This is a genomic window from Allobosea sp., assembly GCF_036675845.1.
Taxonomy (GTDB): Bacteria; Pseudomonadota; Alphaproteobacteria; order Rhizobiales; family Beijerinckiaceae; genus Allobosea.
Window position 1 is genome coordinate 14,671 of the sequence record NZ_JAKFED010000087.1, and the last position, 22,172, is coordinate 36,842.

Annotated in this window: 20 protein-coding genes; 13 read left to right on the forward strand and 7 right to left on the reverse strand. The window is 68.1% G+C overall.

The window, feature by feature from the left end; all coding sequences use genetic code 11:
* Window positions 1–215 precede the first annotated feature (215 nt).
* Entirely contained in the window at window positions 216–1,934 is a 1,719-nt protein-coding gene (locus V6M56_RS09930) for a hypothetical protein (protein ID WP_332683292.1), read from the forward strand.
* Between the two features lie 220 nt (window positions 1,935–2,154).
* Here the strand turns inward: V6M56_RS09930 and V6M56_RS09935 are convergent, their stop codons facing one another.
* Both V6M56_RS09935 and V6M56_RS09940 read right to left on the reverse strand, forming a co-directional pair.
* Window positions 2,155–3,654: a tripartite tricarboxylate transporter permease gene (locus V6M56_RS09935; RefSeq protein ID WP_332683294.1), complete on the reverse strand. Its 1,500-nt coding sequence runs from the start codon at window positions 3,652–3,654 to the stop codon at window positions 2,155–2,157.
* A complete protein-coding gene (locus tag V6M56_RS09940; RefSeq protein WP_332683295.1) occupies window positions 3,651–4,079 on the reverse strand; it encodes a tripartite tricarboxylate transporter TctB family protein in 429 nt (142 codons plus the stop codon). The genes V6M56_RS09935 and V6M56_RS09940 overlap by 4 nt, the downstream gene beginning before the upstream one ends.
* Before the next feature lie 230 nt (window positions 4,080–4,309).
* Here V6M56_RS09940 and V6M56_RS09945 point away from each other — a divergent pair, with 230 nt between their 5' ends.
* Window positions 4,310–5,377 (forward strand): mandelate racemase/muconate lactonizing enzyme family protein, encoded by a 1,068-nt coding sequence (locus V6M56_RS09945; protein ID WP_332683297.1) that lies wholly within the window; start codon window positions 4,310–4,312, stop codon window positions 5,375–5,377.
* 171 nt (window positions 5,378–5,548) lie between these two features.
* Here the strand turns inward: V6M56_RS09945 and V6M56_RS09950 are convergent, their stop codons facing one another.
* A complete protein-coding gene (locus V6M56_RS09950) occupies window positions 5,549–6,532 on the reverse strand; it encodes a Bug family tripartite tricarboxylate transporter substrate binding protein (protein ID WP_332683298.1) in 984 nt (327 codons plus the stop codon).
* A 212-nt stretch (window positions 6,533–6,744) separates the two neighbouring features.
* On the opposite strand from V6M56_RS09950, the gene V6M56_RS09955 reads away from it, so the two are divergent.
* The 11 genes from V6M56_RS09955 (at window position 6,745) to V6M56_RS10005 (ending at window position 16,493) form a co-directional block, all read left to right on the forward strand.
* Window positions 6,745–7,497 carry a GntR family transcriptional regulator gene (locus V6M56_RS09955; RefSeq protein WP_332683300.1) on the forward strand — a complete coding sequence of 251 codons (753 nt, stop codon included), beginning with the start codon at window positions 6,745–6,747 and terminating at the stop codon, window positions 7,495–7,497.
* Window positions 7,498–7,583: 86 nt separating this feature from the next.
* Window positions 7,584–8,198: a glutathione S-transferase family protein gene (locus V6M56_RS09960; RefSeq protein ID WP_332683301.1), complete on the forward strand. Its 615-nt coding sequence runs from the start codon at window positions 7,584–7,586 to the stop codon at window positions 8,196–8,198.
* A gap of 27 nt (window positions 8,199–8,225) precedes the next feature.
* Entirely contained in the window at window positions 8,226–9,440 is a 1,215-nt protein-coding gene (locus V6M56_RS09965; protein WP_332683303.1) for a CaiB/BaiF CoA transferase family protein, read from the forward strand.
* A 2-nt stretch (window positions 9,441–9,442) separates the two neighbouring features.
* Entirely contained in the window at window positions 9,443–10,003 is a 561-nt protein-coding gene (locus tag V6M56_RS09970) for a carboxymuconolactone decarboxylase family protein (protein WP_332683304.1), read from the forward strand.
* A complete protein-coding gene (locus tag V6M56_RS09975; protein WP_332683306.1) occupies window positions 10,000–10,890 on the forward strand; it encodes an amidohydrolase family protein in 891 nt (296 codons plus the stop codon). The genes V6M56_RS09970 and V6M56_RS09975 overlap by 4 nt, the downstream gene beginning before the upstream one ends.
* 36 nt (window positions 10,891–10,926) lie before the next feature.
* A complete protein-coding gene (locus tag V6M56_RS09980) occupies window positions 10,927–11,691 on the forward strand; it encodes an enoyl-CoA hydratase-related protein (protein ID WP_332683307.1) in 765 nt (254 codons plus the stop codon).
* 4 nt (window positions 11,692–11,695) lie between these two features.
* The gene (locus V6M56_RS09985; protein WP_332683309.1) at window positions 11,696–12,886 is read left to right on the forward strand and encodes an aminotransferase class I/II-fold pyridoxal phosphate-dependent enzyme; all 1,191 of its coding nucleotides are present in this window, start codon (window positions 11,696–11,698) and stop codon (window positions 12,884–12,886) included.
* Between the two features lie 121 nt (window positions 12,887–13,007).
* Window positions 13,008–13,877 carry a fumarate hydratase gene (locus tag V6M56_RS09990; protein ID WP_332683311.1) on the forward strand — a complete coding sequence of 290 codons (870 nt, stop codon included), beginning with the start codon at window positions 13,008–13,010 and terminating at the stop codon, window positions 13,875–13,877.
* A 5-nt stretch (window positions 13,878–13,882) separates the two neighbouring features.
* Window positions 13,883–14,521 (forward strand): fumarate hydratase C-terminal domain-containing protein, encoded by a 639-nt coding sequence (locus V6M56_RS09995; RefSeq protein WP_332683312.1) that lies wholly within the window; start codon window positions 13,883–13,885, stop codon window positions 14,519–14,521.
* Window positions 14,518–15,447: a 2-hydroxyacid dehydrogenase gene (locus V6M56_RS10000; RefSeq protein ID WP_332683313.1), complete on the forward strand. Its 930-nt coding sequence runs from the start codon at window positions 14,518–14,520 to the stop codon at window positions 15,445–15,447. Before V6M56_RS09995 ends, V6M56_RS10000 begins: the two co-directional genes overlap by 4 nt.
* Before the next feature lie 29 nt (window positions 15,448–15,476).
* Entirely contained in the window at window positions 15,477–16,493 is a 1,017-nt protein-coding gene (locus V6M56_RS10005; protein ID WP_332683315.1) for an amino acid ABC transporter substrate-binding protein, read from the forward strand.
* 19 nt (window positions 16,494–16,512) lie between these two features.
* On the opposite strand, the gene V6M56_RS10010 is transcribed toward V6M56_RS10005, so the two are convergent.
* The 4 genes from V6M56_RS10010 to V6M56_RS10025 all read right to left on the reverse strand — a co-directional run bounded on the left by V6M56_RS10010 (window position 16,513) and on the right by V6M56_RS10025 (window position 22,101).
* Entirely contained in the window at window positions 16,513–20,520 is a 4,008-nt protein-coding gene (locus tag V6M56_RS10010; RefSeq protein ID WP_332683317.1) for a Pls/PosA family non-ribosomal peptide synthetase, read from the reverse strand.
* 261 nt (window positions 20,521–20,781) lie between these two features.
* Window positions 20,782–20,970: a hypothetical protein gene (locus V6M56_RS10015; protein ID WP_332683319.1), complete on the reverse strand. Its 189-nt coding sequence runs from the start codon at window positions 20,968–20,970 to the stop codon at window positions 20,782–20,784.
* Window positions 20,971–21,088: 118 nt separating this feature from the next.
* Complete coding sequence (locus V6M56_RS10020; RefSeq protein WP_332683321.1) at window positions 21,089–21,523, reverse strand: Ros/MucR family transcriptional regulator; 435 nt, start codon at window positions 21,521–21,523, stop codon at window positions 21,089–21,091.
* A 377-nt stretch (window positions 21,524–21,900) separates the two neighbouring features.
* A complete protein-coding gene (locus V6M56_RS10025) occupies window positions 21,901–22,101 on the reverse strand; it encodes a hypothetical protein (protein ID WP_332683323.1) in 201 nt (66 codons plus the stop codon).
* Window positions 22,102–22,172 lie beyond the last annotated feature (71 nt).

Consider the following 22,172-nt stretch of genomic DNA (forward strand, 5'->3'; position numbering starts at 1 on the left):
GCCTGAGATGCTCGGGTCAAGCCCGAGCATGACGGCGCAGCAGCGGCGCATTGACTTCCCCTTCGCCTTGCGCTTTTCATCGCCATAGAGCGCATGGGGCGCCACCTGTCCGCGGCAAGGGAGCCTGCTCCCACCCATACCGACTGAAGAAGTCGCGACATCGCTTTCTTCCGGCCTGCTGAGCGGACATCAGGCGCATCTCGGAAGGAAGACCCATGTCCGCTCCCACCCGCGAACTCACGTCCCGCTCCAGCCTCGAAGCCACCCGCCGCCAGGCCAAGCGCTGGCTCAAGGAGATCGAGGCCGGCGACGCCCCGGCGCTCGCCCGTTTGCGCAGCCTCATCCCCAACCATGCCGGCGCGCCGAAGCTCCGCGAAGTCCAGCACGCGCTCGCCCGCGAATACGGTCTCGCCAGTTGGGCGGCACTGAAGCAGGAGCTGGCCACCCGCGCGCTCGCCGCGCGTGGCCAGGCCGCCATCGTCGCGCTCTTCCTGGAAAAATCGGCGCTGCGCTATGGCGTCAGACCGGGCACCGAAGAATGGGGGCAGTACGAGGCCGACCGGCCCGCCCGCGGCGCAATGGCGCAGCGCCTGCTCGAACGCCATCCGGAAATCGCCAGCGACAGCATCGACACCGCCGTTGCGGCGCATGACCTTGGCGCCGTCCGAGACCTCCTCGCCGCCGACTCCAGCCTCGCCGGCAAGCCGAGCGCGTTCGACGGCTGGACGCCGCTGCTGCGCCTCGCCTTCACGCGACTTCCAAGCGATGCCGTGCCCGGCAACGCCGTCCCGATCGCGCAGCTCCTGCTCGACCATGGCGCCGCGGCCAACGCCTTCTGGAGCGACGGCAGCAACCATTTCACCGCGCTGACCGGCGTGATCGGCGGCGGCGAGAACGGCCAGCCGGCGCATCCGCAGGCCGAGGCGCTGGCGCAGCTGCTGATCGCCCGCGGCGCCGATCCGCTCGATGGCCAGGCACTCTACAACAGCTCGCTCGGCGCCGACGAGACCTTCTGGCTCGATCTGCTCTGGGACGAGACGCTGAAGCGCGGTCAAGCTGCGCGCTGGCACGAGCGGTTGCGTGAACTGCCGGCGCCGCCGCTCGACTACCTGCTCGGCAATGCGGTGCCGCGCCAGCCGAGGCGCGCCGCCTGGCTGCTCGCCCATGGCGCCCGCGCCGACGCGGTCAACGCCCATTCGAAGCGCAGCCTGGTCCGGCAGGCCCTGCTCGACGGCCGCGACGACCTTGCCGCCCTGCTGCTCGACCATGGCGCGACACCGGTCGAACTCGGCGAGCGCGAGGCCTTCGTCGCCGCGATCGCCCGCGGCGACGAAGCGGAGGCGGCCCGGCGGCTCCGGTCCCATCCGGAGTTCCGCCTCGATCCCGGCCCGCTCCAGGTCGCGATCCGCCAGGACCGCCCGAAGATCGCGGCGCTGGGGCTGCGCCTCGGCATCTCGCCGGATGCCGAGGCGCGTGACGGCGTGCGCGCCTTGCACGAGGCGGCAGGCGCCGATGCGGCCGCCATCGTCGCCCTGCTGCTCGAGGCCGGCGCCGAGATCGACCCGGTCGAGCGCCGCTTCGGCGCGACACCGCTCGGCTGGGCCCATCACCAGGGAGCAGTTGCGGCGCAGGCCCTCCTCGCCGCGCGCAGCCGCGATATCGGCGCGCTCTGCCGCGCCGGCGAAGGCGAGCGGCTGGAAGCGCTGTTCGCCGGCGACCCGTCGCTGGCCAATGCACCGACGCGCTCCGGCGAGCCGCCCCTGTTCTGCCTGCCGGGCGATGATGCGAGCGCCGCCGACCTCGCCGAATTCCTGCTGACGGCCGGCGCCGACCGGCAGGCGCGCAATGCCGAGGGCCTGACGCCGGCCGAGGCCGCGCGCCGCCAGGGCCTGCTCGACACCGCCACCCTGCTGGAAGCTCCGGCGGAAACCTGAGCCAGTCTCGATCAGGCCGGATCCTCCGGTCCGGTCACGCCACTGAAAATTCATGCCAACGGCCTTTGGATTTGACGCTTGCGCGGGTCTGGCCGTCATTGCGAGGAGCGAAGCGACGAAGCAATCCAGGGGGACGTCGAGCGAGCCCTTCTGGATTGCTTCGCTTACGCTCGCAATGACGGAAAGGGTACCGCACCGGTCAAACGCGACAGCCGTTGTTTCACTCCTCGGCCGCGACCGCCCGCACCTTGCGGAAGGAGGGCAGCAGGATCAGCGCCAGCAGCACCACGGCGACGATGAGCAATGTAATGCTGATCGGGCTGAGGAAGATCGCCGCATTGCCGTTCGAGAGCAGCATGGCGCGGCGCAGATTCTCCTCCATCAGCGGGCCGAGGATGAAGGCGAGGACCAGCGGCGCCAGCGGGCATTTCAGCAGCGAGAAGACGACGCCCGCGAGCCCGAACAGAGCGAGCAGCGTCACTTCGAACACGCTGCTGTTCACCGTGTAGATGCCGATGCAGCAGAACAGCAGGATCGCCGGGAAGAGCAGCCGGTAGGGCACGGCCAGCAGCCGGACCCAGAGCCCGATCAGCGGCAGGTTGATCACCAGCAGCATTAGGTTGCCGATCCACATCGAGGCGATCAGCCCCCAGAACAGCTTGGGCTGGGCGCTGGCGAGGTTCGGGCTCGGCGCGATGCCGTGGATCAGCATGGCGCCGGCCATCATCGCCATCACCGAATTGCTCGGGATGCCGAGCGCCAGCATCGGGATGAAGGAAGCCTGGGCGCCGGCATTGTTCGCCGCCTCCGGCCCGGCGATGCCCTCGATCGCGCCCTCGCCGAAGCGCTCCGGCGTCTTCGATATCTTCTTCTCGATCGAATAGGCGGCGAAGGAGCCCATCATCGCGCTGCCGCCGGGCAGGATGCCGAGCAGCGCGCCGAGCCCGGTGCCGCGCAGCGCCGCCGGCCAGGCCGCGCGGAAATCCGCCCGCGTCAGGCGCAGCGCCGAGACCGCCTGGCGCTGTGCGCCCTCGGCCTGCGGCTTGCCGAGATTGAGCACGATCTCGGCGATGCCGAACACGCCCATCGACAGCGCTGCGATGCCGATGCCGTCGCGCAGTTCGGGATAGCCGAAGGTGAAGCGGTCGAGCCCGGTGTTGACGTCGGCACCGACCAGCCCGAGCAGCAATCCGAGCAGGATCATGCCGAAGGAGCGCAGCAGCGAGCCCTGGGCGAAGACGACGGCGGCGATCAGCCCGAGCACCATCAGGGCGAAATACTCGGCCGGCCCGAATTTCTGGGCGACGGCGGTGAGCGGCGGGCTGAAGAAGGCGATCAGCAGCGTCGTCACCGTGCCGGCGAAGAAGGAGGCCAGCGCCGCCGTCGCCAGCGCCGTGCCGGCCCGGCCGCGCTGCGCCATCTCATAGCCGTCGAGGCAGGTCACCACGGAGGAGGATTCGCCCGGCACCCGCATCAGGATGGCGGTGGTCGAGCCGCCATATTGCGCGCCGTAATAGATGCCGGCGAGCATGATCAGCGCCGCCGTCGGCTCGAGGTAATAGGTCAAGGGCAAGAGCATCGCCATCGTCGCGATCGGCCCGAGCCCGGGCAGCACGCCGATCAGCGTCCCGATCAGCGCGCCGAGAAAGCAGTACCAGAGATTGCCCGGCGTCGCCGCCACCGACAGACCCAGCCCGAGCGACTGCAGCATCTCGCTCATGACGGCCAGACCGGCATCGGCAGCCCCAGCGCGTAGCCGAAGAGCAGCGCGCAGAAGCCGGCGAGCAGCAGGGCGATCACCGGCACCTCGCGCCAGCGGCGCTGCATCTCGGCACCGGAGGCGAGGAAGACCGCGACGAGGCAGGTGACGAAGAGCCCGGCTCGCTCGATCAGCAGCGCGAACGCCACCACCGCCACGCCGATCCAGAACCCGGCGCGCAAGGGAAAGCCCGGCAGGCCGCGCTCGCCGCTCAGCCAGCCGCGCAGGGCGCAGGCGGACCCGACCAGGACGAGCCCGATGGCGACGAGGCGCGGCAGGTAGCCCGGCCCCATATCGCCGGCGCTGCCGGCCGGATAGCCGCGTCCGAGATAGAGCGCGAAGGTGCCGACCGCCATGAACAGGATGCCGGAGAGCAGCTGCGACATGCCCTCGCTCGCCTCGCCCTCCCGCACGGCCGGGCAATCCGGCTCCGTTTTCGTTGGTCGCTCGCTTCCGGCCGCCACGCTGCCTCCTCCCGTCCCATTTTTGGGTGTCGTTACACCGCCGGAGCTGGCCGGCACGGTCATTACCCTATAGGTCAGCTTTATATACTATTGACGCGGCCGCAAGAGGAATGCGATGGCAGTTCCAGGCTTCGGCAGTCCGGGACCACGCCATGACCATCGCCCAGATTCGGACCGTCGCCATTGACCAGGCCCTGACCGATCCGGAATGGCGCTTCGCGCAAGGGCCGCTGACCCGGATCCAGGGCTTCGCCGTCGTCCTGACCAGTGGCGAGGGCCTGTCCGGCCATGGCTATGTCCGCGCCATGCCGCCCTGGACCGAGCCGCTGGCGGCGATGAGGGCGAGCTTCGATCATCTCGCCGAGGCGCTGCCGGGGCAGGACGAGACCGCGATCGGCGAGATCATGGACGGGCTCGACCGGCGGCTCCATGGCGTCCCGACCGTCAAGGGCGGCATCGAATGCGCGCTCTACGATCTCAGGGCGCGGGCGCTCGGCGTGCCGCTGCACGATCTCTATGGCGGCAAGCGGCAGGACAGCTTTGCCAATACCCGCATCATCCCGCTGAAATCCGCGGCGCAGATGGCGGAGGTCGCCGAGACGCTGGTCGCCGCCGGCTTCAGGCATCTCAAGGTCAAGGTTTCCGGCGAGCCCGCGCTCGACATCGACCGTGTGCGCGCGGTCCGCGCCGCGGTCGGCCCCGAGATCCGGCTGATGATCGACGCCAACGAATCCTACACCCCGAAGCTCGCGGTCAGCACGATCAACGCCATGGCCCGCTTCGGGCTCGACCTGGCCGAGCAGCCGACTGCAGCAGCGGATTTCAGGAGCTTCATCGCGGTCGCCCGCGCGCTCGACGTACCGGTGGAGGCCGATGAGAGCGCCCAGGACCTGCCGTCGATCCTGCGCATCGCCGAGGCCGGCACCGTCGAATCGATCAATCTGCGCCTCCTCAATCTCGGCGGGCCGACGAAGACGCGCGAGGCTGTCGCGATCTGCCGGGCTGCCGGGATGGGCTTCCGCTTCGGTGCCGTGTTCGGCTCGAGCATCGTCCATGCCCACACCGTCCACCTCGCAGCGAGCCTGCCGCACCCGCGTTTCCCGCATGAGTTCTCGGAGATGGCGCTGCTGACCGGCGACCGTTTTTCCGGGATCGCCGTGGAGGGCGGCAGGGTCGCGGTGCCGGCCGGAGCCGGCACCGGGCTGGTTCTGGAAGGCTGACGAGCAAGCGCAAGGACAGCACCGCTTATACTCGGAAACACACCGTCATCCCGGACAAGCGGCTTTAGCCGCGCCGCTCCGGGATCCATCGTAAGATGCCGGCGCTCTACGATGGATCCCGGGTCAAGCCCGGGATGACGAGGTGTTTCCGAGCCAAGACCAAATGGGTTTCTACTCGAACTTCAGCCCCGCCTTGGCGATGATCTCGGCATAGATGCCGACATCGGTCTGGACCTGCTTGCCGAAGCCGTCGGCCGCCAGATAGGCCGGCTCGCCGCCGAGCCCGCGCAGTTTCTCCTGCGTCGCCGGATCGGCCATGACGCGGGCCAGCGTCTGGTTGAGCTTGTCGGCGATGGCCTTGTCCATCCCCGCCGGGCCGACGAGGCCGATCCAGGAATGGGCGACGAACTGCGGGAAGCCGCTTTCCTTCATCGTCGGCACGTCCGGGAATTCCGGCGAGCGCTTCTCGTTGGTGGTGGCGAGGATCCTGATCTTGCCGGCCTTGGCGAGTTCGCCGAGCTCGCCGCCGATCATCAGCGCGACATGGCCGGCGGCGATGTCGTTCAGCGCCGGGCCGCTGCCGCGATAGGGGATGTGCTTGATCGGCGCGCCCGAGGCGATCTTCAGGAGCTCGCCGGCGAGATGGCTGTAGGTGCCGATGCCGGAGGAGGCATAGCCCAGCGTGTCGGGCTTCTGCTTGGCGAGCGCGGTGAGTTCGGCGATCGACTTCACCGGCAGGCCGGGATAGGCGCCGATGAAGGTGAAGCCCTCGATCAGCCGCGCCACCGGCGTGAAATCCTTGACCGAGTCATAGGGCAGCTTCTTGTCGACATTCGGCAGGATCGCGAGCACGCCGGCCGAGCAGAGCAGCAGCGTATGGCCGTCCGGGGCCGCCTTGGCGACGAAGTCGGCGCCGATCGCCCCGCCTGCCCCGGCCCGGCTCTCGACCAGGAAGGGCTGGCCGAGATCCTTGCTCAGCGCATCGGCGATCAGCCGCGCCACCGCCTCGACCCGGCCGCCGGGCGCGAACGGAACGATCATCTTGACCGGCTTGGTCGGATAGCTCTGGGCGATCGCGCCGCCCAAGCCCGCCGTCATGCCCGCCGCCATGGCGGCGACGGTCGCCGCCAGCAGCGTCCACTTCCTGAATCCCATCACATCCTCCCCTTCTGCCACTTACCGCCGGGCTCAACATCCATTAGGCTAGCAATATATACTTTAGCGATCAAGCCGCACTCGAAAGCCGGGTCAGGCGTCAAACCGGTGGATTCCGGCGGGGCGTCGGCGAGCGGCGCATCCTGGGCCAATAGGATATGTTATTGGCTTTGAGATTCTCGGGGCTGGCGCCCCGCAACACGGAGCACCCGATGAGCGAGACGGTCGGCGTTCAAAAGAAGGCGGTGGATTTCAGCCGCAGCGCCGTGTCGCGCTATCTCCAGCTCACCACCCTGTTCCGCCGGCGGATCGAGTCCGGGCAATGGCCGGTGGGGCAGCAGATTCCCACCGTCGACGAGCTCGCCCTCGAATGCGGCGTGGCGCGCGCCACCATCCGCCAGGCGCTCGGCGTGCTCGAAGGCGAGCGCCTGATCGAGCGCTTCCGCGCCAAGGGCACCTTCGTCATCCGGCGGCCGCAGGAGGAACTCTGGTGCGAGGTCGGCACCGACTGGTCGGGCCTGCTGACCGCGACGCCGGGCGCGCTGATCGAGATCCTCTCCGACGAGACCGGCGCCTCGCCCCGCAGCCGGATGCACCCGATCGGCGACATCGCCCCGTCCTATCGCCATCTGCGGCGCCGGCACTGGCGCCATGAAGCGCCCTATCTGCTGGCCGACGTCTTCATCGACGAGCGCCTGACCGGCCGCATCCCGGCCGAGGCCTATCGGACCAAATCCGCCTTACGGCTGGTCCATGACATCCCCGGGCTGGAAATCGTCGACGCGCGCCAGACGCTGACCATCGGCACGGCCGACATGGAGACCGCCGAACTGCTCAGGACGCCGATCAACGCGCCGGTCGCCATCGTCCATCGCTCGGCCGTGGACCGCGACGGCAACCTCGTCTTCGTCGGCGAGGGCATCTATCGCGGCGACGTCGTCCGGGTCGACATCAAGCTGAAATAGCGCCGGCTGCTTTTCCCCTCGACAAGCCTGCCGCCGCTCGATAAAGGTCATATACCTAGTTCATTGCATAATAGAGATCGCCTGCCATGAAGCTGCACTGGTCGCCGCGCTCGCCCTTCGTCCGCAAGGTCGTGATCGCAGCCCGCGAGACCGGGCTTTTCGACCGGATCGAATGCGTCCGGACCCGGGTGGCGATGACGGCGCCGAACCGCGATCTCCTGCCCGATAATCCGCTCGGCAAGATCCCGACCCTGGTGCTCGACGACGGCAGCGTGATCTACGATTCGCGGGTGATCTGCGGATATCTCGACACGCAGCATGGCGGGGCCCGCCTGCTCCCCGAGGATGCCGGGGCGCGCCTTCGCGTGCTCTGCCGCGAGGCGCTGGCCGACGGTTTCCTCGACGCGCTGCTGCTCTGGCGCAATGAGCGCGACCGCCCGGCGGAAGCCCGCTCGCAGCCGCATCTCGACGCCTTCAGGCTCAAGAAGGGCGTGATCCTCGACCGGCTGGAGCGCGAGACCCCGACTTTCGCGGCGCTGCCCTTCGACCTCGCCCATATCGCGACGGGCTGCGCCCTCTCCTATCTCGATTTCCGCTTCGCCGACGAGAACTGGCGTGACGGGCACCCTGCGCTCGCCGCCTGGCATGAAGGCTTCGAGGCCCGCGCCTCGGTGCTGGCGACGCCGATCGTCGATGGCTGAGCAAACCATGCCGAGGAGCGCCTGACCATGGCCGGCCCACTCTCCCATATCCGCGTGCTCGATCTCAGCCGCATCATGGCCGGTCCCTGGGCCGGGCAGATCCTGGCCGATCTCGGCGCCGACGTGATCAAGGTCGAGCGGCCGGGCGCCGGCGACGATACCAGGAGCTGGGGCCCCCCCTTCCTCAAGGACCGCGACGGCAACGAGACCAGGGACGCCGGCTATTTCCTCGCCGTCAACCGCGGCAAGCGCTCGATCACGCTCGATCTCGACAAGCTCGAGGGCCAGGCGGTGGTGCGGGCGCTGGCGGCGCAGAGCGACATCGTGCTGGAGAACTTCAAGGTCGGCACGCTCGCCAAGTTCGGCCTGGACTACGACAGCCTGAAGGCGGTCAACGACCGGCTGATCTACTGCTCGGTCACCGGCTTCGGCCAGACCGGGCCGAAGCGCGATCTTGCCGCCTATGACTTCATGATCCAGGCGATGGGCGGGCTGATGAGCGTCACCGGCGAGCCCGACGGCAAGCCGGGCGGCGGCCCGGAGAAGGTCGGCGTGCCGATCGTCGACATCATGAGCGGCATGTATGCGGCGATCGCCGTGCTCGGCGCGCTCGCCCGCCGTTCGCAGACCGGCAAGGGCGACTATGTCGACATCGCCATGCTCGACGTCCAGGTCGGCTTCCTCGCCAACCAGGCGATGAACTACCTGATCTCCGGCAAGCCGCCGCGCCGCACCGGCAATGCCCATCCCAACATCCAGCCGCAGGACGTCTTCGCCTGCCGCGACGGCCATGTCGTGCTCGTCGTCGGCAATGACGGCCAGTTCGGCGCTTTTTGCGAAGCGATCGGGAGACCTGCATGGATCGCGGACGAGCGCTTCGCCCGCAATGGCGGCCGCGTCCGCAACATCGCCGTGCTGCGCCCGCTGATCGCCGAGATCTTCGCGACGCGCGACATGGCCGAGTGGATCGCGCTGCTCGAGCCGGCCGGCGTGCCCTGCGGGCCGATCAACACCGTGCCGATGGCGCTCGACGACCCGCAGGTGAAGCATCGCGGCATGCGCGTCGACATTCCCCATCCGGTCGCCGGCAGCGTGCCGCAGATCGCGAGCCCGATGCGCTTTCGCGAAGCCGGGCTGAGCTTCGAGCGCGCCCCGCCTCTGCTCGGCCAGCATACCGACGAGATCCTCCGCGAACTCGGGCTGGACGGCCCGGCCGACACCGCAATTCCTGCAGGAGCCTGACCTTGGCGCGCATCCCGCTTCCGACGCCGGCGACCATGACCCCCGAGCAGAGGCGGGTCTACGACACCGTCGTCTCCGGGCCGCGCGGCGTCCTGCGCGGGCCTCTGCTCGCGGCGCTGCACCGGCCGGAGCTCGCCGACAAATGGCAGCAGTTCGGTGAATTGCTGCGCTATCGCACCAGCCTGCCACCGCGCCTGAGCGAGCTCGCCATCCTGGTCACGGCGCGGCGCTGGAACTGCCAGCTCGAATGGTACCTGCACGAGAGCGTGGCGCGCGAGGCCGGGCTTTCCGGCGCGATCATCGCCGCCATCGCGCAAGGCCGGCGGCCGGAGGCGGCCGAGCCGGAGGAATACGAGATCCACGACTATTGCGCCGAGCTGCAGGAAACGCGCACGGTCGGCGAGGAGGCCTATCAGCGCGTCCTCAAGCGCTGGGGCACGGTCGGCGTGGTCGAGCTCACCGCGCTGGTCGGCTACTACACCATGGTGGCGATGACGCTGAACGTGCACGAGATCCCGCTGCCCGAGGGAGCGACGCCGCCCTTGTCGCCCTGCGCCGCATGAACGCCGTCGCCCCGCCGCCGCCGCGCCAACCCTCAGGCCCGCGTCATCCGCCGCCGGCCGGCGCGGTCGATGCCCATACCCATATCTTCGGGCCCATCGAGCACTTCGCACCGGTCGGGACGCAGAGCTACCCGCCGCCGCATGCGCCCTATGAAGCGCACGCCGCCATGCTGGCCACGGCCGGGCTCGCCCGCGGCATCGTCGTGCAGCCGGGCGTCTACGGCCAGGATTGCAGCGCGATCCTCGACGCGCTCGCCCGCAGCGAAGGCGCCCTGCGCGGCATCGGCGTCGCCGATGCCGCGCAGCCCGATGCGACGCTGGAAAGCTGGAACCGGGCCGGCATTCGCGGCCTGCGCTTCGTCGAGGTGCCCGACCCACGGACCGGCGGCCGCTGGGCCGGCAGCGTCGGCTTCGACGATCTCGAGCGCATGGCGCCGCGCCTGCGCGCACTCGGCTGGCAAGCCCAGCTCTGGGCCGATTGCGAGACGATCCTCAAAGCCGCGCCGATGCTGCGCCGGCTCGGCATTCCCGTGGTGATCGACCACATGGCCCGGCTGCAGACCGCCCGGGGCGTTGCCGATCCCGGCTTCCAGAACCTGCTGCGCCTGCTCGCCGACGGCGAAATCTGGGTCAAGCTCTCGCTCTGCCGGGTCTCGACGCGAAGGCCGGGCTATGACGATCTGCGCCCCTTCCACGACGCGCTGGTCGCGGCCAATCCGGAGCGGCTGCTCTGGGGTTCCGACTGGCCGCATGTCAACATGGGCGATGCCGCCCCCGATGTCGGCCATCTCATCGACCTGCTCGATGACTGGCTCGGCGACGACGGGGTGCGGCGGGCCATCCTCGTCGACAATCCCACGCGCCTGTTCGGCTTTGGGCGCGACTGAGATGCGCCGGCGCCACGCATTCGAAAGGACATCTCTGTGAGCGAAATCCTGGTCGAAACCCATGGCGAGGTCGTCCGCGTCACCTTGAACCGGCCGCCGGTCAACGCGCTGACCCTCGCGCTCTATGCCGAGATCGCCGACATCTTCGAGGAGATCGGCCAGCGCATGGACGTGCATTGCGCGATCCTGGGTGCAACCGGCGCCAAGGCCTTCTGCGCCGGGCTGGACCTCAACGAGTTCATGGCCGCCAAGGTCGAGGATGACGAGGCGCGCGCCGCGGTCGTCCGCCGCACCTTCAGCGCCATCCGCCACTGCGCCATTCCGGTGATCGCCGCGGTCAACGGCCCGGCGCTCGGCGCCGGCTGCGTCATCGCCTCGGTCTGCGACATCCGCCTGGCTTCCGAGAACGCCACCTTCGGCTTGCCCGAGATCAATGTCGGGCGCTGCGGCGGCACCGCGCATATGGGCCGGCACATTCCGCAGGGCCTGCTGCGGCGGATGTTCTTCACCGGCAAGCCGATCGGCGCCCAGGAGGCCTGGCGCGCCGGCTTCGTCGACAGCGTCTTCCCGCTCTCCGACCTCGGCGACGCCGCCCGGACGCTCGCCGACGTCATCGCCTCGAAGGCGCCGCTCGGACTGCGCCTGGGCAAGGAGGCGCTCAACCGGGTCGAGTTCATGCCGGTCGAGGACGGCTATGCGCTGGAGCAGACCTACAGCACCCGCCTCCTGCACACCGAGGATGCGCGCGAGGCCTCCCGCGCCGCGATCGAGAAGCGCCAACCTGTCTTCAAGGGACGTTGAGACCATGCTGAACCAGCGCATCGAGGGTTTGCGCGACTATCCCTTTCGCCGCCTGGCCGAGTTGATCGCCGGCGCGACGCCCGCCTCCAACCGCCCGCCGATCGACCTCTCGGTCGGCGAGCCGCGGCACCAGCCGCCCGGCTTCGTCAACGAGTTGATCGCCTCGCGCAGCGACAGCTGGAACCGCTACCCGCCGATCAACGGCACGCCGGAATTCCGCGCCGCCTGCGCCGCCTGGCTGACCCGGCGCTACAGGCTGCCGGCCGGCATGATCGACGCCGAGACGATGATCGCGCCCTGCGCCGGCACCCGCGAGGCGCTCTACATGGCCGCGACGGTCGCGATCAATCCGGACGGAGGCGGCCCCAGGCCGCTCGCTTTGATGCCGAACCCGTTCTACCAGGTCTATGTCGGGGCTGCCGTCCTCGCCGGCGCCGAGCCGGTCTTCCTCGCGGCGACCAAGGCCTCGAACTTCCTGCCCGATCTCGATGCGCTGACGCCCGAGACGCTCGACCGGACGCAGATCATGTATCTCTGCACCCCGGCCAACCCGCAGGGTGCCGTCGCCGACTTCGCCTATCTCGAGCGGGCCTTGCTGCTGGCGCGCAAGCACGACTTCCTGCTGGTCGCCGACGAGTGCTATTCGGAGATCTATTCGACCGACACCCCGCCGACCGGGGCGCTCGAGGTCGCAGCCGCGCTCGGCGGCTCGCTCGACAATCTGATGGTCTGCCACACCTTGTCGAAGCGCTCGAGCGCGCCCGGCCTGCGCTCCGGCTTCAGCGCCGGCTCGCCCCAGGCGATCGCCCTCCTGAATCGGCTGCGCACCTATTCCTGCGCCGCGACGCCCTTCGCCACCATGGAGGCGGCGACCGCGCTCTGGCGCGACGAGGCCCATGTCGACGAGACCAGGGCGCTCTACCGCGCCAAGTTCGACATCGCCGAGCGGCTGCTCGCCGGCCGCTTCGATTTCTACCGGCCGCAAGGTGGCTTCTACCTCTGGCTCAATGTCGGCGATGGCGAGGCCGCGACCCGCAGGCTCTGGGCCGAGGGCGGCGTCAAGGTCCTGCCCGGGGCCTATCTGACCAAGCATGGCGACGGCCCCAATCCGAGCCAGGGCTATATCCGCATCGCGCTGGTCTCCGATTTGGCGTCGACCGAGGAAGCGCTGACCCGGGTCGCCGCCTTGCTCTAAATCTTAAAGGTCAGTCTATTGACCTTTCAAGCTTGCGGCGGTAGCCTCCGCTGCCGATGGAACGAGGCCGGCGACGATGCGCCGCCGGCCTCCCCTGTCGAAGATCTCCGAAAGACCGCCGATGGCCATCACCTATGATCTCGTGAAGTCGGTCGCGGCGCAGCTCTACGAGGCGGCGCTGAAGAAGGTGCCGGAGGACACCAAGGACGCGCTGCGGCGCGCCTATGAGGCCGAGACCAAGGAGGTCTCGAAGAAGACCCTGGCCTTCATGCTGAAGAGCGCGATCAAGTCCGAGGAGAAGGACCATCTGGTCTGCTCGGATGCCGGCATCCCGGTCTATTTCGTCAAGCTCGGCAGCAATGCCCGGCTCGGCTTCGACATCAAGCAGGCGATCTCCGACGGCTTCGACCATCTCGTCGCGACGATCCAGCCGCCGATCCTGAAGCACGTCACCAACCCCCTGACCCTGGAGCGCGGCTACAAGGGCAAGGAGATGCCGATCACCACCTTCGACGTGATAGCCGGCGCCGACCATATCGACATCATGTGCTCGCCCAAGGCGCTCGGCTCCGGCCGCTGGGCGGCGCTCGAGATCTTCAGCTTTCCCTCGCTGGAGACGATCGAGACCTATGTCATGGATTGCGTGATGAAGGCCGGCTCGCAGCATTGCCCGCCGGTGGTCATCGGCATCGGCATCGGCGGCACCTTCGACTACGCCGCCAAGCTCGCCAAGGAGGCGACTTTGCGCCCGCTCGGCTCGCTCAATGCCGAGCCGATCCTCAAGGACATGGAGGAGCGCCTGACCAAGGCGGTCAACGCCACCGGCTTTGGGCCGATGGGCACCGGCGGCGACACCACCGCGCTCGCCGTCCACGTCAACTACGCGGCGAGCCACGGCTTCGTGCCGGTCGCTGTCTGCTTCAACTGCTGGATCAATCGGCGCATGGGCGCGCGCATCGGGGCTGACGGCTCCGTCAGCCTCTACGAGTAGCCGTCATGGGACAGACCTACACGCTGACCTTCCCGGTCGAGGAAGCCGATATCCGCAAGCTCGCGCTCGGCGACATGGTCTATCTCGACGGCGAGATCGTCATGACCGCCGGGCTGCCGACGCATCAGCGCATCATGAAATGCCTGGAGGGCGGCACCGAGCTGCCGACCGACCTGACCAATGCCGGCTTCTTTCATCTCGGCAGCTACAACACCGAGGAGAACGGCGCCTTCGACGTGCTCTACCTCAACCCGACGACGAGCACCCGGTTCAACCCCTATATGCCGACGTTGATCCGCGCCTTCGGCCTGCGCGCCGTCGGCGGCAAGGGCGGGCTCGACAGCGCCTGCGCGCAGGCGATGAAGGAGGTCGGCTGCGTCTATCTCTCCTTCCTCGGCGGCGGCTGCACCGTGCTCTCCGAAGCGATCCGCGAGGTCGTCTCGGTGAGCTGGAACGACATGATCTCGCATTACCGCATCGTGAAGCTGCGCGTGGAGCAGCTCGGGCCGCTGACGGTCGCGATCGATGCCCATGGCAACAGCCTCTACGACACGCTCCAGGCGAAGGCCGAGCAGGCGATGCCGGGGATTCTCGACGATTTGCGCGCGGCCCGCGCCGCCTCCGCCAGCACGGACAAGCCATGACCTCTGCCGCCGACACCGTCCTCGTCGTCACCCCGGTGCCGAAGGATCTGCGCGACGCGCTTTCCGCCGACTACCCGTTGCGCGACCATGTCCGCGGCGTTGACGGCGTCTGGCCGCCCGCGCCCGGCATCCGCGTCGCGCTGACGACCAGCATGGCCGGCGCCGACGCTGCCCTGATGGACGCCCTGCCCGATCTCGCGCTGATCGCCTGCCAGGGCGTCGGCCTCGACAAGATCGACCTTGAGGCAGCGAAAGCCCGCGGCATCACGGTCGCGCATACGCCCGACGTGCTGACGCAGGACACCGCCGACTTCGCCATCGCGCTGATCTACGCGACCTCGCGCAACATCGTCCGCGCCGACCGTTTCATGCGCGCCGGGCGCTGGGCGAGCGAGCGCATGGTCCCGTCGCGCCGGGTCTCCGGCAAGAGCTGCGGCATCGTCGGGCTCGGCCGCATCGGCGAGACGGTCGCGAAACAGGCAGCCGGCATCGGCCTGACCGTGCGCTATTCCGGGCCGCGCCCGAAGCCGGGCGCGCCCTATCCCTTCATCGCCGATATCGCCGAACTGGCGCGGCAATCCGACTATCTCGTCCTGACCTGCCCGGGCGGCCCGGCGACGCAGCACTTGGTCGACGCCAGCGTGCTCGGTGCGCTCGGCCCGGACGGCATCCTGATCAACATCTCGCGCGGCTCCGTCGTCGACGAGGCGGCGCTGATCGCGGCGCTGAAGGACGGGCGGATCGCCGGCGCCGGCCTCGACGTCTTCGCGGTCGAGCCGCAATTCGACCAGGCCCTGCTCGCCTTCGACAACGTGGTGCTGCAGCCGCACTACGCCAGCATCACCTTCGAGACGCGCAAGGCGATCATCGGAATGCTGCAGGCCGCGATCGCCGGCACTTTCGGGAACGGGATCTCCAAAGACTAGGCCTTCAACGACAAGAACGGGAGGACAACATGACATCGGCTTTCAAGGTCGCCGCGCTGGCACTCGCGGCGACGCTGCCGGCGCTCGCCGTCTCGGCGGGTACGCTCGAAGACACCAAGGCGCGCGGCTCGGTCAATTGCGGCGTCAGCCCCGGCGTGCCCGGCTTCTCGCTGCCGGACGCGCAGGGCAAATGGAACGGGCTCGACGTCGATATCTGCCGGGCGGTCGCCGCCGCGATCTTCAACGACGCCTCCAAGGTCAGCTTCACCCCGCTGAACCCGAAGGACCGCTTCGCCGCGCTCTCCTCCAGGCAGATCGACATCCTGGCGCGCCAGACGACCTGGACGCTGTCGCGCGAGACCACGGTCGCGCTCGATTTCGGCGCGGTGAACTACTATGACGGCCAGGGCCTGCTGGTCCGCAAGGCGCTGAACGTGAAATCGGCCAAGGATCTGGGCGGCGCCTCGGTCTGCGTCCAGACCGGCAGCACCAGCGAGCTCAACCTCGCCGACTTCTTCCGGGCCAACAGCATCAAATACGAGCCGGTCGCCTTCAATGCCGGCGACGAGGCGGTGAAGGCCTTCGAGGCCGGGCGCTGCGACGTGTTCTCGACCGACGCCTCGGCGCTGTTCGCCTACCGGCTGAAGCTCGCCGACCCGGCCGCCTTCGTCGTGCTGCCGGAGATCATCTCCAAGGAGCCGCTCGGCCCGGCGACCCGCAAGGGCGACGAGCAGTGGTCCGACCTGGTGAAATGGGCGCATTTCGCCATGGTCAACGCCGAGGAGCTCGGCCTCTCCTCGCAGAATGTCGACGAGCAGCTCAAATCGGCCAATCCCGAGATCAAGCGCTTCCTCGGCGTCGACGGCAATCTCGGCGAGGGGCTGGGCCTGAGCAAGGACTGGGCCTACCGGATCGTCAAGCTGGTCGGCAATTACGGTCAGTCCTACGAGGCCAATTTCGGTGCGAAATCGCGCCTCGCCATCCCGCGCGGCCTGAACAACCTCTGGACCAAGGGCGGCCTGCAATATGCCCCGCCAGTGCGCTGAGCCCCGAGGCGCCGCCCTTCTATGTAGCGACCGCCGGCTGGGCGGGCGCGCCCGCCCATTGGGTATGGGGCGGGATCGCCTCGCCCTTCATCACGATGGTGAGGCAGCCGAGCCTCGCATAGTCGCCGATGCTCGTGTCGTAGAGCACCGTGGTCAGCGCCGAGATCGCGCTGCCCTGGCCGATCTCGATGCGCCCGACCTTCATCACCCGGTCCTCGAACAGATGGGTCTGGAGATTGGAGGTCGCGTTGATCGCGGCATGGTTGCCGACGCGGACGCAGTCGAATTCGGTGATGTCGGTGCTGTCGAGGAAGACGCCCTTGCCGACCTTCGCGCCGAACAGCCGCATCGCCCAGGGCAGCATCGGCGTGCCGCGCAGGGCGTTGAGCAGCAGCGCCCCGGCGGTGCCCCAGTAGAGCGTCGTCATCGCCTCGGTGCGCAGCGCCCACCACGACCACAGGCCGTGATTGCCGGGCCGGTAGACCCCCATCATCAGCCATTTCACCGCCAGCACCACGCCGGCCAGGATGAAGGAGCAGGCGACGCAGGTGGCGATGAAGAGCGGCGCGAACTGCGCCCAGCTCTCTGCCTTCCCGAGAGCCGGGAACAGCACGTATTCGGCGGCGAAGGTGCCGAGCGTGATGAACATCATCGTCGGCATCGAGGCGCTGAACAGCTCGAATACCGCCCGCAGCGCGCGCCGCCAGGCCGGCGGCCTGAAGGTCTTGGCGATGTCGGCATCGTCGAAGCGCTGGCGGCCCGGCAGCAGGATCGGCGGGCTGCCGAAGCGCGTCTCGCCCGGCAGCATCGGCTGGCCGGCGGGCGGCTTCGACTTGATGCCGATCAGGGCGCCGTCGGGAATGACGACGCCGGACGGCAGCACGGCATCATTGCCGATGAACACCCGCGAGCCGGTGCGGACATGGCCGGATGTCATCCAGCCGCGGCGGACATCCTCGTCGCCCAGCACCACCTCGTCGGCGATAAAGCAGTGGTCGCCGATCTCGATCGTGTCGTAGCGCCCGGCGAAATTGGTGGCGATCTCGGTGTCCTTGCCGATCCTGGCGCCCATCAGCCGGTACCAGACCCGCATGTAGATGGTCGAGAATAGCGAGCTCAGGCTGTCCAGCATGACATCCGAGGCGAGCGCCACCGTCCATTTGCGCAGGGCGAAGCCGGAATGGATCGATTTCGTCCCGGCCGGCGCGCTCGGCAGCACGATCCAGCGGATCGCCGCCACCAGCAGCACCGTGCCGAGCATCATGATCATCGCCGTCGGCCAGGTCAGCACCGGCAGGAACCAGTGATAATCGACGCCGATCAACGCCTGCAGCACCGTGTCGTAGCGGTCGAACAGATAGAAGGCCGGGAAGATCGGCAGCAGGCCGAGCGCCGGCATCAGCAGCACCATCAGGCCGTAATAGGCGCTCTGCCCCGCCTGGGTGAGCGCCGAGGGCGCCGGCGCCTGCTGCGGCCAAGTAGCGGGGTCGACCGTGCCGACCTGGCGGCCGGGCGAACCGTCCCAGTGCTCGAAGGCGCCGACCCGCGTTCCGGGCGGCAGCGCGGTGAGGTCGGCGAGTTCCGCGCCCTCGCCGATGACGCTGTCATGGCCGAGCGCACAGGAGGTGCCGATATAGGCATCCCGGCCGATCGAGACCGTACCGATGACGAGCTCATCGCCGATCACCTCGGCATTGGCGATGCTGAGCTTGCCGCCGAGCGTGACGTCGTCGCCGATCTCGACGAGGTCGACGGCGCCGGCGTCGAAGCCGCTGAAATAGACCCGGCTTCCGACCTTCGCCCCGAGCAGGCGCAGGACGAACGGCGCCAGCGGCGTGCCCTGCATGCGGTTGAGATGGATGAAGGCGGTGAGCTGCCGCGCCAGCCACCAGCGGAAGAAATACACGCCCCAGACCGGATAGCGCCCCGGCCTGGTGCGCCACAGCACCAGCCGCTTGCCGACGATGCCGGCGACGACCACCGCCAGCGTCACCAGCATGTAGACGCCCATCAGCATCAGGATTTCGTGGAACTCGATCTTCTCGTCGCTCGAGATCAGCTCATAGGTCACGAAGATGGTGAGCCAGGGCCCGGTCAGCGCCAGCAGCAGCAGCGGCAGGCAGGCGAGCTGCGCCAGGCCACAGAGCATCCGGCGCAGCAGCGGCGCCGGCGTGAAGCTGAGGTCGAGCCGCTTGCGCTTCCCGGAAGCCTGCTCGCGCTCGTCGAGGCGGCTGGCGATCGCCCTGAGGCTGCGCAGGCTGTAGATGTCCTCCAGCGTGATGGCCGGCAGGTCCGGATTGCCGCGCACCGCCGCCAGGAAGGTCGCGGCGAGCAGCGAATGGCCGCCGAGATCGGCGAAGAAATCCGCGTCGAAGCCGATGTTCTGGCCCGGGAACAGCGGCTTTGCCGCCGCCAGCAGCGCCGCCTCCGTCGGCGTAAGCGGCTCCTCCTGCTCCTCGCTCTCGGCCGGCGCGCTGAGCGGGGCCAGCTTCAGCGCCTTGCGGTCGGCCTTGCCCGAGGTCAGGCGCGGCAGCACCGCCATCTCCTCGAAATGCGAGGGCACCATATAAGGCGGCAGGGTCTGCTTGAGCGCGCTCCGCAATTGCGAACGGTCGAGCCCGGCTCCGGCTTCCGGCACCACGAAGGCGACCAGCCGGTCGATGCCGTCGTCGCGGCGCAGCACCACCGTCGCCTGGGCGATGCCGGGCAGATCGGAGAGGCGCGCCTCGATTTCGCCGAGCTCGAGGCGGAAGCCGCGCAGCTTGACCTGGTCGTCGATGCGGCCATGGAACAGAATCTTGCCGTTCTCGGCGACGCTCACTGCATCGCCGGAGCGATAGAGCACGGGATCATCGGCCACCGGCCCGAACGGATTCGCGATGAATTTCTCGGCCGTCAGCTCCGGCCGCCCGAGATAGCCCTGCGCGACGCCCGGCCCGCCGATCAGCAGCTCGCCCTCGACGCCGGGGCCGACCAGCCGCATCTGCTCGTCGACGACATAGCAGGTGTAGTTCGGGATCGGCACGCCGATGGTCACCGCCTCCTCGGGCGTGACCTCGTCGACCGTCGCCACCACGGTCGCTTCCGTCGGGCCATAGGAGTTGAAGATCTTGCGGCCCGGGCGGCACCAGCGCTGCTTTACGGAAGGCGGGCAGGCCTCGCCGCCGAGAATGATGATGCGCAGGCTCGGCACGTCCTGCGGCAACATCGCCAGGAGCGTCGGCACCGTATCGAGCACGCTGATGCCGGCCTCGTTCATCAGCGCCGGCAGCCGCTCGACCTCGCCGAGCACCTTGGCGGAGGCGACCCACAGCGTCGCGCCGACCAGATAGGGGACGAAGATCTCCTCCAGCGACAGGTCGAAGGCGACCGAGGCGCCCTGGAAGGAGACGTCGTCCTGCGTCATCCCGTAGATCGAATTGGACGAGCGCAGATAATGGCAGATGTTGCGGTGCTCGATGACGATGCCCTTGGGCTTGCCGGTCGAGCCCGAGGTGTAGATCGCATAGGCCGGCATTTCCGGCGTGACGCCGTCGGCGCGCAGGTCGAGCGGGCCGCCCTCGCCGCCTTCCGCCATGAGGTCGAGGCAGTGGCGCGCCGTTGCCGGCAGCGCGCGGTCGAGCTTTCCGGCGGTCACCGCGTCTGTCAGGATGATTTTCGCCGCGCAGTCGCTCAGGCATTCGCCGATCCGCTCCGGCGGCGCGTCGACATCGAAGGGGATATAGGCCGCGCCGCTCTTCAGGATGCCGAGCAGCCCGATATGCAGGTCGAGCGAGCGCGACATCCACAGGCCGACGAACTGCCCGGGCTTCACACCTTGCGCCCGCAGCGCCCGCGCCACCCGGTCGGCCTGCGCGTCGAGCTCGGCATAGCTGACGCGGCGGTCCTCGAAGACGATCGCGATGCGCTGCGGCGTCCGTGCCGCTGATGCCGCGAAAATCTCGGAAAGCAGCTCGTCCCGCAGCAGCGAGGGATCCACGACGCCACGCAGCACGCCGGCACGGCTGCCGCTTACGGACATGTCCATCGAACCCACCCCCGCGTGCCGGCGCGCACGGCCGCTCCGGCCGCGCCGGTGCAAGGCGGCAATGCGATGCTCCGGCATCGCCGCCATCAGTAGGGGCTGCGGAGTGTAGATTGCGTTATCGCGCGGCGGGAAAAGCGCGGCGATGGCGACGAAAAGGCCGCCCCGGTTCAGTGGGCGGCCAGGTCATGCGTTTTGGCCTCGTTTGACGGCTCAGGCCGAGCGATACCTCGGATAAGCCGGCTAACGACTTTTTCGACTAACCTACTCGCCGCCGCCGATCGCAGTTTTCTCATCCGGTTTCGGATTTGGCTTATCGGCCGACCCGGTGTCCTTGTCGGATTCCGGATTGATCGACACCGAACTCGTCGAATCGTTATCCGGCGCGCCCTGAATCTTTTTTACTTTCCGTTGCTCTTCGGGCGTCAACTTGTTTCCGCTTCCGTCGCGCATGGTGGCCTCCTGTTGTGCCCCCCCTTGCGATTGAACGGCTGGCTTGCTCGGCGGTTCCGTGCCGGTGGTCGAGCCCTTCAGTTTGGCAGCGCCGGCCCGCAGGGGCCGGCGCTGTAAACTACGCGGCCTTCCAGCGTCCTTTGGGGACCGTCTTCACTGCCTTCCTGCCCAACCTGGCGGCCTTGGCTATCTGCGAGCGGGCTTCGGCATAGGCCGGCGCCGTCATCGGATAATCGGGCGGAAGGCCCCATTTGATCCGGTATTCGTCAGGTGAAAGCCCGTATTTACTGGCGATGTGACCTTTCAGAATCTTGAAGGATTTGCCGTCTTCCAGGCAGATGATTGCATCAGGCCTGATCGACTTGTTAATGGGCACAGCAGGAACCAGCTTCTCTGCAGCGGGCGCCGCCGTTTCCTTGCCGAGACTGCTCAGAGCGGCGTGAATGCTCACGATCAGGCTGGGAAGCTCGGACGTGGGAATAGAGTTATTCATAACATACGCAGCGACGATGTCGGCCGACAGGCCAACAACGTTAACGTTGTCATCTGGCATTTGGCTCTCCTAACGGGAATCCGCTCCTTGCGGATGCTATTCAAGATCGTCAGGGGGCGAGACCAGTCGCCAAATCAATTCGTGATTGCGAAAAATATAGGCATCCGCCAAACGGCGGATTCAAAATGTACTCAGACGATTACAGTGATCCATTTAACCAATCCCTAATCCTCGAACCTGGCGGTGGCCAGTGCGTTCGGCGCGTCCACCATGGTCGTGGAGCGCTGGAGCCGAATCCGATCAGATTGAATCAATCTGATCGGTGAATCCGTCTCTAACCTATTGATAGAGAACGCATGATCTGACCAGGTTGCGTAGCAATCTGATCGGCGCGTGCTCTGGCCGGATGCGGTAGGCTTAGAAGTTGGCGTGGCAGCTTAGCGCCAGCCGGCGCGGCATTCGACGGGCTCGACCACCGCCTTGCCCCGCACGATAATAATCCGCTCCTTGACGCCATCGGTACGGAATCGAATGACGCCTTCGCCCCAGACCTCATCCATGACGTAAGCGGGCAAGCCGGCGCGCAGGGTCTTTTCGATCGCACGAGCGCGAAACTGCTTCATCTGCTCTTCGTACATGGGCGGCTCTCCTGCAGTGGGCGACCGAGAAGCAGGCTACGTCGTGACCTCCGCCATGATGGCTAGCGCCG